The organism is Treponema sp. R8-4-B8 (genome assembly GCF_054786175.1).
Map to the genome: position 1 here is coordinate 126,228 of NZ_BDHE01000484.1, position 15,528 is coordinate 141,755.

A 15,528-nucleotide genomic window follows, 5' to 3' on the forward strand; every position below is an offset into this window, starting at 1 on the left:
TACAATTTTTGTAAAGTATAGAATTTAATGGCCAAGATCTCACACAAAGGTACAAAGATCACAAAGAGGGGGAAAGGGGTTATTGTTCGTAATTTTATAGTGAGGCTCAAGCTTAGCCTTCGGACAAAAACCTCTGATTCCTCTTTGTGTTCTTCTCTTCCTTTGTGATCTTTGTGTGAAAATTTTTCGAATCAAATCCTTAGATAATCAATCTTTCCTTCTCCAAGAGCTTTCAGAATACGACGCTTAACGTCGCCCGCTTCTTTTCCGACAAAATTCGATATTTTGTCCCGCATATCTCTGCGTTTTGAATTTTGACCGTAGGGGCAGGTGCAGGCGTTTTTTAAAATATTTTGTTCCGCGGCGCAGGAAATAATTTGCTTTTCTTCAAGCAGGGCAAGAGGGCGGATAAGGCTGACGGGGTATTTTCGGTATTTTAAATTAATAGGCATGGCAAGCAACTCGCCCTTTGAGCAGAGATTCATAAAAAAGGTCTCGATAATATCGTCAAGATGATGACCAAGCGCTATTTTATTAAAGCCGTTTTCTACGGCGAATTTTAACAGTTCTGTCCGTCTTTGAGTTGAACACCAGTAGCAGTTCATTTTTTCGCCTTCTTTCAGTCTGCCAATGACGGGGACAAATAAATCGGTAAAGGTAATTCCCCATTCTTCCAGTTTTTTGCAAAGAACCGATTTCTTGCAACAGGCGCAAAAATCGGTGCTTATGTGCAAACCCGCTAATTCATAATTTATTTTTAACGCCGGTTTTATTTGCGAAAGCGCCCATGATAATACGCTAGAATCTTTCCCGCCTGAAACGGCGATTAATACGCGGTCGCCTTCGTTAATAAGGGAACGTTCGCAAACTGTTTTTACAACCAGTTTTTTTACGATTTCGCTAGCGTTTGTTTTTCTAAAAAATCTGCTCATCGCCATTTACCCGTTTTTGTTAAACACGCTGTTTATTACCAAACTTGCCAGCAACAACCCGGCGCTTGCCGTTACAGTTACAATACTGCCGTTTACTTTTTTTCGCCCTTGATAAGGACTGTTTCCGCTTGCGTTTACTGACAGTACCGCTTCATCTGCGGCGCGTTGCGGAGTTTCCGTGCTGTACACCGCGGTAAAATCGCCTGAAAACCCGCGCTTCCTTAAACCTTGTCGTACAAGCCGCGCCAAAGGGCAGTTGCCTGTTTTCCATATTGAAGCCGTCTTTATCTGCGAGGGGTCTGTTTTAAGAGCCATACCCATCGACGAAAAGAGAGTAACATTAGCATTACAAACAAGTTCGATTAAATCGAGTTTGTGGTTTAAACTGTCAATAGCGTCTATCACATAATCCGATTTCTCAATACAGTAGTTCCCTGCATTTTCGCGGCAAAAAATATCGTCCCACGCCGTAATCTCACATTTAGGATTAATTTCCAAAAGCCGTTTTTTTAACGATGACGCCTTAGGCTGTCCAAGAGTTAAAGAAGTCGCCTCCACCTGACGGTTCACATTTGAAGCGCAAACAAAGTCATTGTCGATAATGCCTAATTTCCCTATCCCAGAGCGGACAAGCGCCTCCGCCGCCCAGCTTCCCACGCCGCCCGCTCCAAAAACAAGAACGTAAGTATTGTTAAGTTTCTCAAGACTTTCTTTGCCGGTGAGTAAAACAAGTCTTTCAAAAATGGGGTTAACCATTAGTACTTTTTTCCCTCTTTGTGTTCTTATCGCACTGTCGGCAGCCTAAAGGCCGCCTTGCTTTTATTTTAAACATCGGCATTTATTGGTGCTCTCGCTATGCGGCATTATCCAACTTCACTGCTTTGCAGTGCGTTTAACTAGCGTCCTTTGTGTTCTTTGTGAGAACTCTTATCCAAATACCTCTCTTCCTCGCTAAACACGCACCCGCAGTATTTCTGCATATAAAATCCCGCGGATCGGGCTTTTGATTGCCCTTCACGGAAGAGCGGGCGAAAATCCCTATATAAAAAATCAACTCCGTATTTTTCCGCCGCATCTTCGCCAACCCGCTTTATCTCCTCATGATCCTGATACGGGCTTACAAGCAATGTCGTGCTAAAGGCTGAATATCCTTCCCGTGACGCGAAATCCGCCGTCTTTTCAAGGCGCATGCGGTAACATTTTTTACACCGTTGTCGATAAGAAATTGAATTACCGTCTGCCTGCGAGTAAACTTCGTTTAAAAACTCTCTTAACCCATATTCATCAATCGACGTAAGAGCCAATTTTTCGCTTTTGGCGAATTCTTTCAGGCAGTCTCCTCGTGATTTATATTCCGTGTACGGGTGGATATTAGGGTTGTACCAAAACAAGCGTGGCTCTATTTTTTCAGCGCGAAGACTGCTAATACAGGAGACTGAACAGGGAGCGCAACAGCAGTGAAGAAGAAGTTTCATAACTAAATAATTATAACATACTCAAAGGATCAACATCAATTTCTAGGTAGGCCTTGCTTTCTTTGCTTTTTTCATAAATTGATACTGTTTCCCGCGCCATGGAGTGAATCGCGCCAATTGATGGGCCGCGAAGAATTAACTGCCGCCTGTAATTGTTATTTATAATGCCGATTGGACATTCGGCTGGTCCGAGCATGTCGGCGTCTTTGGGAAGTAATTTTTCGGCGATACCCGCAAGTCTGTTAATAGCAGTGTTTGCTTTCGCTTCTTCTTTGGCGCGGACAGTAAAACGAATAAGTCTTGAGTAGGGGGGAAAGCCGAGGGAGCGGCGGTGTTTTAACTCGGCGTTAAAAAAGCCTGTTACGTCAAGGATACACGATCTTGTAATTACAGGGTCGTCGGTACGCAGGGTTTGCACGATTACTTTGCTGTCCGGGAAATATCTGCCGGCGCGGCCTGCGACTTGAACAATCAGAGAAAAAGTTCTCTCCGCCGCGCGGAAGTCGGGCAGGTGAAGGCCGGTGTCGGCAAACACTACACCGACAAGCCGCACTCCGGAAAAGTTCAATCCTTTAGCGACCATTTGCGTTCCAAGTAAAATGTCGATTTCTCCTTTTTTAAATAATTTAAGAGTTTCCTCAAGACCGCCGCTTTTTTTTGAGGCGGTGTCCGCGTCAACGCGGCTAAGGCGCAGATCAGGAAAAGTGCGCCGCACTTCTTCCTCGATCATTTCCGTTCCAAAACCGCGATAGCCCGCTTCTACGCAGCCGCATTCCGGGCAGACTGATGGCGGCGAAGTACTGTAGCCGCAGTAGTGGCATATGCAGCGGTTGCGGTTTTTATGCCATGTAAGCGATACGGAGCAGCGCTTGCAGACAAGTTCCCAGCCGCATTCAGGGCATTTGTAAAAATGAGCGAAGCCTCTGCGGTTTAAAAAAAGAATAGTCTGCCTTCCCATTTGAGCGGTAAGACTGATTTCATCTTTTAATTCCTTTGTAAGACAGCCTTCGGTTTTAGCGAGGCTTACGGCTTTTATCTCCGGCATTCCTCCGCCTGAAAGACGGCGAGACAAGTCAAGCCTTTTTATGCCGCCTTCCTGCATAAGTTTCCACGCCTCAGCCGAAGGAGTAGCCGATCCCATAACAAGACGCGCCCCTTCTTTTGAACAGCGGTGAAGCGCGATTTGCCGCGCGTGGTATCGCGGCGTGTTACCCGATTTATATGAGCCGTCGTGTTCTTCATCAATTATGATAAGCCCAAGATTAGGCACGGGAGCGAAGACCGCGCTTCGCGGCCCTACGACAATCGGCGCTTTTCCGTTTTTTATCCTAATCCACTCGGACAGACGCGCCGAGGGAGTCATTCCCGAATGTAAAGTGGCTGCAAGAGAGCCGAAACGGTTTCCAATCATCTGCGCCGTTTGGTGGGTTAGCGATATTTCAGGCACAAGATAGATAACTGATTTTCCCTCGTTTAACATAAATTGAGCCGCTCTAAGAAACACTTCAGTTTTGCCTGATCCCGTAACGCCGTAAAGGTAGAACATCGGCGGCAAGTTTGAATTGGAATTTTCTATTGGGGAAGTAATCGCGCTTAAAGCAGCCGCCTGTTCGTCGGATATTGAAAGTGAGGGGGAAATTTCCTCATCGCCTGAGGGCAGGGTAGGGATCTTTTCCCTTCTTCCGGACGGGATCATCGAAGAAATCGCCTGCCCTGTGCCGCAAATATAAAATCCCGCTATCCACTTGGCGATTTCTATTTCCCGCTCGCCAAATAACGGCTCGCCGTCAACCACGCGGCGGATTTTTTTTACCGCTTCCTCTTTAACCCCTTGTGGCGGATTTTCACGCTCCCCAATGACATACCCCAGGCAGTCCCTTTTACCAAACGGAACCATCGCCCGTTTCCCTATAGCCGCCTCACTTTTATCGTCAATACGATAGGTGAAACTGCTATCCAGCGGAATGTCAAATACTAAATCAAGAAAAGCCGCCAATATCTGCCCCGTTATTTAAAATTTTGAATGAAGAAGTTTTAAATCTTCCCAAGCCGGACGTTTATACTCTTCGTTACGCAAAAGCGCGGCGGGATGGTATGTGGCGATGAGCGGAATTTTCATCTCTCCAACTTCCAATTCCGTAAATTTTCCGCGAATTTTTCCTATTGACTCGGTTGTTTTTAAAAGTGACTGCGCCGCGATCCTTCCCACGACAAGAATAAATTTTGGTTTTAACAAAGCAATCTGCCGATTAAGATAATGCGCGCACGCGGCTGTTTCTTCCGGGTAGGGATCGCGGTTAAAAGGCGGACGGCATTTTACCACATTGGCGATAAAACAATTTGTCCTGCGCGAAAGGCCGATTGAATCAAGCATCTTATCCAAAAGCTGCCCGGCCCTTCCTACAAAAGGCCGCCCCTGCCTGTCCTCATCTTCACCCGGCCCTTCGCCGATTACCAGCACAAGCGGCTGTAAAACCCCTTCTCCCGGCGCGGCGTTTGTTCTTTTTTCCCAAAGCCGGCAATTCCTGCAAACCCTGATTTCCTGCGCGATTTGTTCAATAGTATCCGCAGTGTCAACTTGCTCTTTTGATTCATCATCGCTAAAATGATACTCCCTTATCGCAGTTTGGTAGCCACAGGAGAGGTGATCGGAAGCAACATCAAGAAACTCCGCTATTTTTTGTTTTTCTTCTTTAGTCATTATTGAAACTATAGCATAGATCCTAAAGATTTCACACAAAGAACACAAAGGAAGAGGAGATCACAAAGAAGAAAAGAGGGGGTTTTTGTCCGTTATCTTATCGTGAAGCTCGCGCATAGCCTTCGGACAATAACCCCTGATCCCTCTTTGTGATCTTTGTACCTTTGTGATCTTTGTGAGAGTCTTCTGGAATTAAATGTAATACTCATCTACCCCGGCTTCTTTGTAGTCGTTTAGAATATTTTGAAGGGTAATGCTGTCAAGATATTTGTTTATCGCTTTTTCAAGACCTTGCCATACGGGCAACGTTTTACAGTATGCTTTTTTTTCGCATTTATTTGGTTCATCCGCAAGACAGGAAACGGGAAACAGTCCACCCTCGGTAATCCTTAAAATCTGTCCTACAGTGTACTTGTCCGGGTCTTTTGCGAGCATATAACCGCCTTTGTTGCCACGGTTGGTTCTTAAAATATCAGGACGGCTCAGAAGGGTAACAATCTGCTCAAGGTACTTTTTGGAAATACCCTGCCTGAGTGAAATATCCTTTAAGGAAATAAAACCGTCGTTTTTATGCTCTGCCAAATCTAAAAGCATATTGAGCGAATACCGCCCTTTTGTTGATATTTTCATATTTCCTAATATACCATAAATTTACTATGTATTCAAGGTTTAAAGTTGCATAAAATAAATAATAAGTTTATATTAGAAAAAGGTAATGCTATTGACGCGTATTATAATACCAAAAATATTTTCTAAACGCCCACTTTATGTACAGCTTTTATTTACTTTTTTCGCGTTTTTATTAATGGTTGTTTTAAGCTATATCTTCACCAGCAGAATTGTGCGGATCAATTTAGTACGCCATGTTGAAAGCGTGCTTGATTATGTTGAGTCGCAAATCTATGCCGATCTTTTAGAATCACGGACGATACTTGACGATTTCGCGCAATCAGTGCAAAGTTTAGCCATACGCGGGGATGATTCCGCAAAACTGACCGCCTATAATACGGATATATCAAGTCATTTACTCTCAAAAAACAACGCGACTTTCAGCACTAACGGTCCTTTTGGCTATATTGAAAAATCTCCAGAGGGGCCGTTCTTTTTTAACGGTATTGGCTGGAATCCGCCTGAAGGTTGGAACCCGCCGGAGCGCCCCTGGTACAAAGCCGCCATCGAAGCTAACGGTGAAATCGCGCAAACCAATCCGTTTAAAGATACGGTAACCGGCGAAACAGTTTTTTCATACTCCCGCTGTCTTTTTGATAATGACGGGAATCGTTTAGGCGTTGTCGCCATTGACGTGAGGGCGGATCATATTGGGGAAAGAGTCGCTTTTACTGATTTCTCCAAAGACAAAAGTTACGGAGTATTGGCAAGTCAGGATTTTACATTGATTGGCCATCCAAACCCGGATTTTATCGGAATGAAAATGTACGATCCTAATATCCCCATTTCAATTGTAGTTGATCGGTTGAATAAAAACGGATATGTCTCAGGAATACAATTTAAGGCGTGGAATGACGATTCGGTCGTCGGTTTTTTTAGAAAGCTTAGAAACGGTTGGAGTTTAGGCCTTATGACGCCGACAGAGATATATTATAAACACGTTTATAATATGGAGTTAATACTCGGCATGTTGGGTGCCGCGCTTGCGATAATATTGATTGTCATTCTTATCAACGTTGATGCGGCCAGGCAAAAATCTGATATAGAGAGCAGGCATAAGAGCGCGTTCCTTGCCAACATGAGCCACGAGATACGCACGCCTATGAACGCGATTATCGGCATGACTGCGATAGGTAAATCCGCTTCAGACTCCATTCGCAAAGATTACTGTTTTTCTAAAATAGAAGACGCTTCCAACCATTTGCTTGGCGTTATTAACGATATTCTTGATATGTCAAAAATCGAAGCTAATAAGTTTGAGCTTTCCGAAGCGGAATTTGATCTTGAGAAAACTCTGCGGCGGGTAGTGAATGTCGTCAACTTCCGCATTGATGAAAAACATCAAAAATTTTTCGTGCATATCGACCGTTCAATTCCCCGCGTGCTCATAGGGGATGATCAAAGGATAGCGCAGGTGATTACCAATCTGTTGGGAAACGCCGTAAAATTTACTCCCGAACAAGGGACTATAACTCTTGCCGTGCGCCTTGCTGGAAAAGGAAGCGACATCTGCACGCTGCAAGTTTCGGTAAACGACAGCGGAATTGGCATAAGCCCCGAACAACAGGCGAAACTTTTCAAATCTTTTGAACAGGCAGAATCAAGCACGACTCGCAAATACGGCGGCACGGGGCTTGGCCTTGCCATTTCTAAAAGCATAGTGGAACTGATGGGCGGCAGTATTTGGGTTGAATCGGAAATTGGAAAAGGCTCCACTTTTTTCTTTACCATTCAACTAAAACGCGCTGCTAATGAAAAACATATGCTTTTGTCAGCAGATGTCAATTTGAAAAATGTCCGTATCCTGACAGTTGACGATGACAGGGACGTATTAACTTATTTTAGCGATATTGCTCAAGGTTTTAAAATTATGTGCGATACGGCCATAAGCGGTGAAGAAGCGCTTAAACTCATAGAGAAAAAAAGCGGCTACAATATCTATTTTATAGATTGGAAAATGCCTGTCATGGACGGCATACAGCTTGTCCGCGAAATAAGATCGCGCGTTAAAAAAGACGCCATTGTAATAATGATTTCCGCCGCCGAATGGAGTTCGGTCGCCACGGAAGCAAAAGCTGCCGGTGTTGATAAATTTCTTTCAAAGCCGCTGTTTCCTTCCACCATTGCGGAAATGATTAATGAATGTCTGGGAGTGGACGAACAACAAGCTGAAAAATCGAAGGCTGCGGACATTGCCGGCATCTTTACCGGTAAGCATTTACTGCTTGTTGAAGACGTTGAAATTAACCGTGAAATTGTTCTAGCCTTACTTGAGCAGACAAAGCTGGAGATAGACTGCGCCGAAAACGGAGTTGAAGCGGTAAATATGTTTACCGAAGCCCCAAATAAATACGACATGATTTTCATGGACATACAGATGCCCGAAATGGACGGCTATGACGCGACCCGGCGCATACGCTCTTTGAATATCCATCAAGCAAAAACCATCCCAATAATTGCCATGACAGCTAACGTATTTAAAGAAGATGTTGAAAAATGCCTTGCCGCCGGAATGGACGGTCATGTAGGCAAACCCATAGATTTTGACGAAGTTTTAGACAAATTACGCGTATATTTGAATACTCCCCACTCCTAGTCAGTAACATCTAAAATATTATTCTCAAATTTTCTCTCGCAGAGGCGCGGAGGCGCAAAGGGCGCAAAGTTCCTGTTCGATAGCCCATTATTAACTAAATATATTAGTATAACTACAAATATTGAAGGAAAAACGATGATCTTGCGAACAACAACTTTGCGTCCTTTGCGCCTTTGCGTGAGATTCTTTGCGAAAAATACTTTTCCTACAGTCTCCTGCGCCTCTACGAGAGGTCTTTTGTAAATATTTAGATGTTACAGAATACTAACTCCCCAATTAAAAAACCACACAAAATATAGTACCACCTATTGACAGGTACGCTATATATATGGTACTATATATAGCGTAAGTTTATAGGCAGGAGACACTATATGCGTTGCCCCCATTGCGGGACTGTTGAGGACAGGGTAATTGAATCGCGGACTTTGGCTAATGGGGATGCCGTGCGCAGGCGCAGGGAATGTATAAACTGCAATTACCGGTTTACAAGTTACGAAAAAATTGATGAAAGACAGTTCATGGTAATCAAGAAGGATTTAAGGAGAGAGCCTTTTGACAGGGAAAAATTGGAACGGGGAGTGGTGCGGGCGCTGGAAAAAAGGCCGTTTTCACAGATGCAAATTGAGAGTCTTGTGAATGAAATTGAGGATGAAACGGCGATTATCAGCAAAGGAAGCCGTGAAATTTCAAGTTCGGTTATTGGGGAATTGGTTTTAAAGAAGCTTGGAGCCTTGGACAAGGTGGCATACATCCGTTTTGCCTCGGTTTATAAGTCTTTTAATGATTTAGAGGAGTTTATTGAGGAAATTAAGCAAGTTGGTGAATAACCTTGAGGTTTGTTGCCGGTTTTGGGCGGGGGTTCCCGTATAGATACGGGAAAAACCGGCAGTCCCCTTCGTTTTGAAGGGATTTTTCTTAAGACCGCGTAATAGCGTAATGCTTTTACGCGGTCTTTTTTTAACTGACACGTTTTAAGATTTATGATATGATAAGACAGCGTTTATTTGCATAACGCCCCGGAGGAACTTGATGAAAATAGGGCTGGATACTTTTGCCTGTGACGGCGGCAAGTCCGGAGTGGGTATGTATTTAACCCAATTTTTAAAACGCATAAAGCCGTCAGAAGCACTATTTGAGCTTTTTGGCTGGGAATATGACAGGTATACGTACAGCGAAGTAGCGCCGAATTTTGAATTTATTCCGCAATGCTCAATTCACGGAAGAACGGCGAATTCACTATGGCACGTTTACAGATACCCAAAATTTGCCTTAAACCGAAAATTTGACGCGTGTTTTTTTGCCGCCGCCCACCGCCATCTTCCGTATAAATCGCCGTGTCCTACAATAGGCGCCGTTCACGATATGGCGGCTTATTACGGCAGCCGCAAGACAAGGGTTCATCTTGGCGTGTTTTTAAGAATGATTTTTCCGAATTCATTGCGCAGACTGGACAGAATTATCGCCGTAAGCGAATTTGTAAAAAAGGAATTAGTTGAATTGGCGCATGTAAAAGAAAACAGAATAGAAGTAGTTCCTAACGGAATTGATCACGAATCGTTTTATCCCCGGCAGAGAAACGAGGAGAGCGTTATTTTAATCCAGCCTTTTAGTTTTAAGCGGCCCTACGTGCTTTGCGTGTCGCGAATTGATCATCCTATAAAAAACCATATCCGCCTGATAAACGCCTTTAACATTTTTAAAGAAAAAACAAAATTTCCGCACAGGCTTGTATTGGCTGGCGGCGACAGCAACAACGCCGCTCTTGTTAAAGAAGCCGCTTCTTCCTCTCCCTGGAGAAGCGATATTTTTTTTACGGGGCATTTTCCCCCCAAAAGCCTGCCTGAGCTTTACGCCGGCGCGGATTTCGCAGTTTATCCGTCCATGTACGAAGGGTTTGGCATGGGCGTGGTAGAAGCGATGGCCTGCGGGGTGCCGGTGTTATGCGCGCGCGCCGCGTCTCTGCCTGAAACCGCCGAACACGCCGCGCTTTATTTTGATCCTTTAAGCGTGGAAGACATGGCGGACAGAATGGTTACAGTCAGCACGGACCGTAATATTTACAACGAATGCAAACGGCTTGGCCTTGAAAGGGCGCAAGCCTTCTCATGGGACAAGTGCGTAGGGAAAACGTTACAGATAATTTATGAAACCGCCGGCAATTGATTTTTAATTATGTTTTTTGAAACGCAGACTTCCGCGCAGTGTCCGCACCCCGTGCATTTTGAATAATCAATTTTCGCGTGATTATCTACAATAACTAGAGCGTTATCCTTACATTCCCTTACGCATTTGCCGCAGGCGATACAGCCTGTTTTACATTTTCTTCTTGTTACAGCGCCTTTTTCAATGTTATTGCACGCGAGAATCACGGGTATATTTGAGTTCTCTATCCAGATTAATTTATTGGGGCATGTTTTAACGCAAAGACCGCAGCCTGTGCAAAGGCTTGGAATTACGCGGGCAAGCCTGTCTTCTACGCAAATAGCGTTGCTCGGGCACGCGAATTTGCAGTCGCCGTAACCGAGGCATCCGAATGTGCAAGCGGTATGCCCGCCAAAAAATTGTTTCGCCGCGACGCAGGTTTGCACTCCCTTGTATTCCATTTTTTTAATTCTAAATTGAGTGGAACCTATGCAATGAATAACCGCATTCTTTCTTTCTATGCTGCCGGCTTCAACCCCAAGAATCGCGCTTATTTTTGACAAGACTCCCGTTCCGCCCGGCGTGCAAAGGTTAATTGCTACTTTTCCGTCAGCGAGAGCCTGCGCGTACCCCGAGCAGCCGGGATAACCGCAAGCGCCGCAGTTAGCATTAGGTAAAATTTCTTGAAGCCGGATTACGCGCTCGTCAGTTTTTACATACATAAGTTTTGACGCGGCGGAGAGAATTATGCCGCAAATCGCGCCGATAGCGGTTATGGAAATTATCGCAAATAAAATCATATTCATATTACACCTGTCACTTGAATAAATTTTCTATTACGCCGTTAAATCCGAAAAACGAAAAAGAAAGTATCGCCGCGGATATAAGCGTAAGAGGAAGCCCTTTAAAAGATTCGGGAGGATCAGTGTTTTCAGTATATTCCCGAATACCGGAGAAAATGACCATGCCAAGGAAGAAGCCAAGCCCTGTGCCAAGCGCGTTTACGAGAGACTCGGTATATGTGTACCCCTTGTTGATATTTAAAATAGTTACTCCCAATACGGCGCAGTTTGTCGTGATTAGGGGAAGGTAAACTCCAAGCGCCTTGTGTAAGGAAGGAACGAATTTCTTTAGAGTGATTTCCACAAGCTGCACAAGGGAGGCGATAACCAGTATAAACACGATGGTTTGCAGATAGCTAAGATCGTTTTTATCGAGAAGATGTTTTTGTATCGGCCATGTGACCGCTGTCGCGAGGAGCATGACAAATATTACCGCGACGCTCATGCCGATGGCGTTTTTCAGTTCTTTTGAAACTCCAAGAAACGGGCATATCCCCAAAAATTGGCGCAGAACATAGTTGTTTACAAGAACCGCGCTCATCAGTATCGTGACAAAAATTCTAAAGTCCATTATTTACTCCCTGTAAGCAATTTGCCGCAAGCCGCCGCCTGTGGGCAGCTGTCGCAGCTAAAATCGCCTTTTTTAATTGCCTTTCCGTTTGAAATTTTATTGACAAAAGCTATTAAAAGCCCGAATACGACAAATCCGCCGGGCGCGATTGAAAAGGCGGCGATGTTGTTGTTGACAAGCACGGGCAGTTCAATGCCGTACCATGTCCCGTTTCCGAATATTTCGCGTATTGACGCCATGGCGAATAACGCGAGAGTAAAGCCCGCTCCCATGCCTATCGCGTCAAGGGTTGAATCTAAGACGCTGTTTTTATTCGCGAACATTTCAGCCCTTCCCAGGACAATGCAGTTTACCGTGATAAGCGGAAGAAAAATCCCTAACGCCTCATAAAGGTTATAAGCGTAGGCTTCGACAACCATTTTTACAATCGTCGTAAACCCGGCGATAAAGACGATGTAACACGGTATACGCACTTTATCGGGAATCGCTTTTCTTAAAACGGAAACGGCGACATTTGAGCCAAGAAGGACAAAAGTGGTCGCAAGCCCCATTCCAATGGCGTTTTCCGCCAGAGTGGAGACGGCGAGCGTGGGGCATATTCCGAGTATAAGCACAAGAACGGGGTTTTCTTTTATTATTCCGTTTGTCAGGACAGAGAGTCTGTTATTCATAATTTTTCCCTCATTATAATATCAAATGCGGTGAACGCGTCGCGAATGCCTTTTTTATAAGCGGTAGACGAAATTGTCGCGCCCGAGATGGCGTTAACGCCGTTCAGGTTTTTATCCTTGCCGATATACTGGCTTTCATGCTGATCTTCAAAAACGGGAGTCGCGATTCCTTTTGTTTCAGTCTGATAATTAAGCGCTGAAGTTTTTATAATTATTCCCTGAGGATCGATGCCGCAAATAAGTTTTATATCGCCGCCGTATCCTTGGGAGGTTATCATAAAAATATAACCTATTCCGTTTGTAGTTTTGTAAATTTCCGTAATTGTTGAAGGTATGCCGTTTTTGCCGCGCAAATTGTCAATATCTAATAACTCAAATCCGCTTGCCTGCGGGATTACTTCCTGCCTTGCCGCCGCCGCGCGCTCATCCGCGGCTTTTTGAATAACGGGGCTTGTTTTGCTGTTTACAATAGACAAAGCGCCCGATACAAAAAGGCAAATAAGCGCAAGAATAATTATTGGTTGAATTAAATTTTTGTTCATGCCTTTAAACCTCCAAGCGCTTTTTTATAAGTGATCTTGTTAATAAACGGAACAAGAGTGTTCATTATAAGTATTGAATAAGACACCCCTTCGGGATAACTTCCGAAAAGACGGATTAATACGGTTAGTATGCCGCAACCCGCGCCAAAAATTACGCGTCCTAAATTTGTCTGTGGGGTAGTGACATAATCCGTAGCCATGAATATCGCGCCTAAAAATAAACCGCCTGAAAAAATTTGATAGACGGGATTAGAGCCGGCTAACGCCGTAAGCGCGAATACAACCGCGATGAATGATACGGGCGCGTGCCATGTGATAACTCCGCGGATTAAAAGATATAAACCGCCAAGCAAAAGCGCCGCTTCGCTTACTTCACCAAAAGAGCCGCCGTGGAATCCCAAGAATAAATCCAACGTGTTAAGGCCGTCGGTTTGGCCTTTTAAAAGAAGCACAAGGGGAGTGGCGCCGGTAACAATGTCAGACGTAGTCTTCCACGCGAAAGGCGCTATCCATGTCGTCATCGTTACGGGAAACGCTAGGAACATTACGACGCGCCCAGTTATCGCCGGGTTCGCGAAATTTTTTCCAAGCCCGCCGTAAAGCTGCTTGACAAGAACAATCGCGATAAAACTTCCAAAGATTGCCTGCCAAACGGGAATTGTTACGGGCAAATTGTAGGCAAGCAATGTTCCGGTTACTACCGCCGATAAATCGTTTATCGTGTTTTTTCTTTTTAAAAGTTTTTCAAAAGCCCATTCAAAAAAGACGCAGGATATTATGCAGACTCCGGTTATAAGAGCGGCGCGGGGGCCAAATATAAATACCGAAAATACAAACGCGGGAAGAAGCGCGATAATAACGTCAAGCATTATCCGGTTTGTCGTCGCTTTATAATTTATATGAGGCGCGGGCGAAACAATCAAATTGACAGGTTCCATTATTTTGCCTCCTTTTTAGCTTTTTCATAATTGTAAAGCATATCCTTGGCAAGAATCATTACCTGAACAAGAGGCCTTTTTGCCGGGCAGGTATAAGCGCAGCAGGCGCACTCGGCGCACATATTTACCTTAAATTTTTTAAGCAGTTCAGGTTTTTTAAGCTCATAGGCGTTCTCAATATTGGGAGGCATAAGGCTCATGGGACATCTTGCGAGGCATCGTCCGCACTTAATACACGGCGTAGGTTCTGGAGGCGACGCGTCTTTCGCGGAAAAGGCAAGAATCGCGTTTGTGATTTTTACAATTGGAATATTAATGTCGGGAATCGCGAGCCCCATCATCGGTCCGCCTAAAGTTATTTTTTTTACATCATCATTTAATTTTCCGTCAGTAATAAGTTTATGTTTTTCATCGGTAAGTTGTTCATCGCAAAAAGCAAGCAAATCGCGGACGGGAGAGCCGATAGGAGCGGTAATATTGCATGGTTTTTTTACCGCCGACCCGTCAACGGTTACGCATCTTGAAACAAGGGGGATTCCCGTTTTTATGTACCTTGTAAATACCGCGACGGTCGTGCAATTTACAACGATGCACCCTACGTCGGGAAGCCGTCCGCCTTCCGGAACAATTCTCCCTGTAACATTATAAACCAGCACTTTTCTTTCACCTTGAGGGTATAGAGTGGGCAATACCCTCACCGATATTCCCTCCTTGCCCTCGCATAGAGCTTTAATTTTTTTTATCGGTTCAGGCTTGTTTTTTTCGATGCAAATAATAATATTTTTAGGTTTAAGGTATTCCTTCATAAGCAGAACGCCTTCCCAGAGCAAATCGGTATCGTCTACCATTGTCCTTGTATCGGAAGTGATATACGGCTCGCACTCCGCGCCGTTCACCAGTATATAATCAAGCTTAACGCTTTCTTTTAACGTAAACTTTGGCGCTGTAGGATAACCGGCGCCCCCAAGGCCGACTACGCCGCTGTTTCTAACTGCTTCCAGAAACTCGGCAAGGTTAGTTACCTTAGGCGGCGCGACGCCTTCCCAAATATCCTGCTTTCCGTCCGAAGTGATTGTAATTGATACGGCTTTCTCGCCCGTAATAACGTCAAGACTGTCGATGCTTTTTACGGTTCCTGAGACGCTCGCATGAACCGGCGATGAAACAAAACCGACAGCTTCGCCGATAACCTGCCCAACTTTTACATAGTCTCCCACGGCGACAACGGGTTTTGCCGGCGTACCCGAGTGCATGGACATTGGCAGCTTGACTTCCGCCGGTACAGGCATAACCTGCGGCGCGTCGTCTGCCGTGTTTTTATGGTGGGGCGTCCATACGCCGCCCAGCTTTTTCATAGTGTCTCCTTAATAGTGAGTAGGATAACATTTTTTTAAAATTTATTAAAGTGGGGAAACCGGCATTATTGACTGAATTAAAATAAAATAGCTA

Annotated in this window: 15 protein-coding genes; 3 read left to right on the forward strand and 12 right to left on the reverse strand. The window is 44.7% G+C overall.

Going from position 1 to position 15,528, the window contains the following annotated elements:
• Nucleotides 1-191 precede the first annotated feature (191 nt).
• From ACYVRA_RS11710 to ACYVRA_RS11735, 6 genes are all read right to left on the reverse strand, one after another.
• On the reverse strand, nt 192-932 hold the full coding sequence (locus ACYVRA_RS11710) for a tRNA 2-thiocytidine biosynthesis TtcA family protein (protein WP_461252889.1): 741 nt from the start codon (nt 930-932) through the stop codon (nt 192-194).
• 6 nt (nt 933-938) lie between these two features.
• Entirely contained in the window at nt 939-1,688 is a 750-nt protein-coding gene (locus tag ACYVRA_RS11715; protein WP_461252890.1) for a tRNA threonylcarbamoyladenosine dehydratase, read from the reverse strand.
• Between the two features lie 140 nt (nt 1,689-1,828).
• The gene (locus tag ACYVRA_RS11720) at nt 1,829-2,407 is read right to left on the reverse strand and encodes an epoxyqueuosine reductase QueH (protein WP_461252891.1); all 579 of its coding nucleotides are present in this window, start codon (nt 2,405-2,407) and stop codon (nt 1,829-1,831) included.
• 10 nt (nt 2,408-2,417) lie between these two features.
• Nucleotides 2,418-4,403, reverse strand: a complete 1,986-nt coding sequence (priA, locus tag ACYVRA_RS11725) for a replication restart helicase PriA (RefSeq protein ID WP_461252892.1) — start codon at nt 4,401-4,403, stop codon at nt 2,418-2,420.
• 15 nt (nt 4,404-4,418) lie between these two features.
• Complete coding sequence (locus ACYVRA_RS11730) at nt 4,419-5,108, reverse strand: uracil-DNA glycosylase (RefSeq protein WP_461252893.1); 690 nt, start codon at nt 5,106-5,108, stop codon at nt 4,419-4,421.
• A gap of 192 nt (nt 5,109-5,300) precedes the next feature.
• Nucleotides 5,301-5,738 carry an RrF2 family transcriptional regulator gene (locus ACYVRA_RS11735; protein WP_461252894.1) on the reverse strand — a complete coding sequence of 146 codons (438 nt, stop codon included), beginning with the start codon at nt 5,736-5,738 and terminating at the stop codon, nt 5,301-5,303.
• Between the two features lie 175 nt (nt 5,739-5,913).
• Here ACYVRA_RS11735 and ACYVRA_RS11740 point away from each other — a divergent pair, with 175 nt between their 5' ends.
• From ACYVRA_RS11740 to ACYVRA_RS11750, 3 genes are all read left to right on the forward strand, one after another.
• Nucleotides 5,914-8,373, forward strand: coding sequence for a response regulator (locus ACYVRA_RS11740; RefSeq protein ID WP_461252895.1), 2,460 nt, complete (start codon nt 5,914-5,916; stop codon nt 8,371-8,373).
• A gap of 371 nt (nt 8,374-8,744) precedes the next feature.
• Nucleotides 8,745-9,200 carry a transcriptional regulator NrdR gene (gene nrdR, locus ACYVRA_RS11745; RefSeq protein WP_461252896.1) on the forward strand — a complete coding sequence of 152 codons (456 nt, stop codon included), beginning with the start codon at nt 8,745-8,747 and terminating at the stop codon, nt 9,198-9,200.
• Nucleotides 9,201-9,402: 202 nt separating this feature from the next.
• Nucleotides 9,403-10,536, forward strand: a complete 1,134-nt coding sequence (locus tag ACYVRA_RS11750) for a glycosyltransferase family 4 protein (RefSeq protein WP_461252897.1) — start codon at nt 9,403-9,405, stop codon at nt 10,534-10,536.
• Here the strand turns inward: ACYVRA_RS11750 and ACYVRA_RS11755 are convergent.
• The 6 genes from ACYVRA_RS11755 to rsxC are packed head-to-tail and all read right to left on the reverse strand — an operon-like array spanning nt 10,515 to nt 15,434.
• On the reverse strand, nt 10,515-11,321 hold the full coding sequence (locus tag ACYVRA_RS11755; RefSeq protein ID WP_461252898.1) for an RnfABCDGE type electron transport complex subunit B: 807 nt from the start codon (nt 11,319-11,321) through the stop codon (nt 10,515-10,517). The two genes, ACYVRA_RS11750 and ACYVRA_RS11755, sit on opposite strands and share 22 nt — an antisense overlap.
• Nucleotides 11,322-11,331: 10 nt before the next feature.
• Nucleotides 11,332-11,928 (reverse strand): electron transport complex protein RnfA, encoded by a 597-nt coding sequence (locus tag ACYVRA_RS11760; RefSeq protein WP_461252899.1) that lies wholly within the window; start codon nt 11,926-11,928, stop codon nt 11,332-11,334.
• Nucleotides 11,928-12,599, reverse strand: a complete 672-nt coding sequence (gene rsxE / locus ACYVRA_RS11765) for an electron transport complex subunit RsxE (RefSeq protein WP_461252900.1) — start codon at nt 12,597-12,599, stop codon at nt 11,928-11,930. The genes ACYVRA_RS11760 and rsxE overlap by 1 nt, the downstream gene beginning before the upstream one ends.
• The gene (locus ACYVRA_RS11770) at nt 12,596-13,141 is read right to left on the reverse strand and encodes an FMN-binding protein (RefSeq protein ID WP_461252901.1); all 546 of its coding nucleotides are present in this window, start codon (nt 13,139-13,141) and stop codon (nt 12,596-12,598) included. The genes rsxE and ACYVRA_RS11770 overlap by 4 nt, the downstream gene beginning before the upstream one ends.
• The gene (locus ACYVRA_RS11775) at nt 13,138-14,079 is read right to left on the reverse strand and encodes an RnfABCDGE type electron transport complex subunit D (protein WP_461252902.1); all 942 of its coding nucleotides are present in this window, start codon (nt 14,077-14,079) and stop codon (nt 13,138-13,140) included. The genes ACYVRA_RS11770 and ACYVRA_RS11775 overlap by 4 nt, the downstream gene beginning before the upstream one ends.
• On the reverse strand, nt 14,079-15,434 hold the full coding sequence (gene rsxC, locus ACYVRA_RS11780; RefSeq protein WP_461252903.1) for an electron transport complex subunit RsxC: 1,356 nt from the start codon (nt 15,432-15,434) through the stop codon (nt 14,079-14,081). The genes ACYVRA_RS11775 and rsxC overlap by 1 nt, the downstream gene beginning before the upstream one ends.
• Nucleotides 15,435-15,528 lie beyond the last annotated feature (94 nt).